Annotated in this window: 1 protein-coding gene; it reads left to right on the forward strand. The window is 69.5% G+C overall.

Annotated features, from left to right (window positions below):
* Window positions 1-1,392: DUF7507 domain-containing protein (locus AC07VM_RS18915; protein WP_494912777.1), on the forward strand; the 1,392-nt coding region annotated here is incomplete at both ends.

Genomic DNA, 1,392 nt, shown 5'->3' on the forward strand with positions numbered 1-1,392 from the left:
GGTGAAGTCCGCGGACCTGACGGAGATCACGGCCGCGGGGCAGACGATCACCTACTCCTTCCTCGCGACGAACACCGGAAACGTGACGCTGACCGATGTCACCGTCACCGACACGGACTTCACGGGCACAGGGTCGGCTCCGGCGATCGAGTGCCCGGACGAAGCGGCGCTGCTGGTGCCGGACGCGTCGATCACCTGCGAGGCGACATATGTCGTGACCCAGGCGGACATCGACGCGGGTGGCGTGACGAACACCGCGACCGGCACCGGCACCCCGCCGTCGGGTGAGCCGCCCGTGTCTCCGCCGTCGACGGTCGAGGTGCCTTCCACGTCCGCTCCGGCGATGACCGTGGTGAAGTCCGCGGACCTGACGGAGATCACGGCCGCGGGGCAGACGATCACCTACTCCTTCCTCGCGACGAACACCGGCAACGTGACGCTCGCGGATGTGACCGTCACCGACGCGGACTTCACGGGCACCGGAACCGCGCCTGTGATCGAGTGCCCGGCCGCAGCGGCTTCGCTGGCTCCGGATGCGTCGGTGACCTGCGAGGCGACCTATGTCGTGACGCAGGCCGACATCGATGCGGGTGGTGTGACGAACACGGCCACCGGCACGGGCACTCCGCCCACCGGGGAGCCGCCGGTGTCGCCGCCGTCGACCGTCGAAGTCCCCTCTGACGCCGTCCCCGCACTCACCGTGGTCAAGTCGGCGGACCTCACCGAGCTCACGGCCGCGGGGCAGACGATCACCTATTCCTTCCTCGCCACGAACACCGGCAACGTGACGCTGACCGATGTCGAGGTGACCGAGACGGCGTTCACCGGCACCGGAACCGCGCCGGTCGTCGACTGTCCGGCCGCAGCGGCGTCGCTGGCTCCGGATGCATCGGTGACCTGCGAGGCGACGCACGTCGTGACGCAGGCCGATATCGATGCCGGCGGTGTGACGAACACGGCCACCGGAACCGGCACTCCGCCCACGGGGGAGCCGCCCGTGTCTCCGCCGACGACCGTCGAGGTCCCGTCCACATCCGCTCCGGCGTTGACCGTGGTGAAGTCGGCGGATCTGACGGAGATCACGGCTGCAGGCCAGACGGTCACGTATGCGTTCCTCGTGACGAACACCGGCAACGTCTCGGTCGCCGACGTCACCGTCACGGAGACGGCGTTCACCGGCTCGGGCACGGCCCCGGTGATCGAGTGTCCGGACGAGGCGGCGTCGTTGGCGCCGGACGCATCGGTGACGTGTGAGGCGACGTATATCGTGACGCAGGCCGATATCGATGCGGGTGGTGTGACGAACACCGCGACCGCGACCGGCACGCCTCCGGGCGACCTCGAGCCGCCGGTGTCCCCGCCGTCGACCGTCGAACTCCCTGCTGACTCCAC

It is taken from the genome of Microbacterium sp. GW821-FHT01D02 (assembly GCF_059422585.1).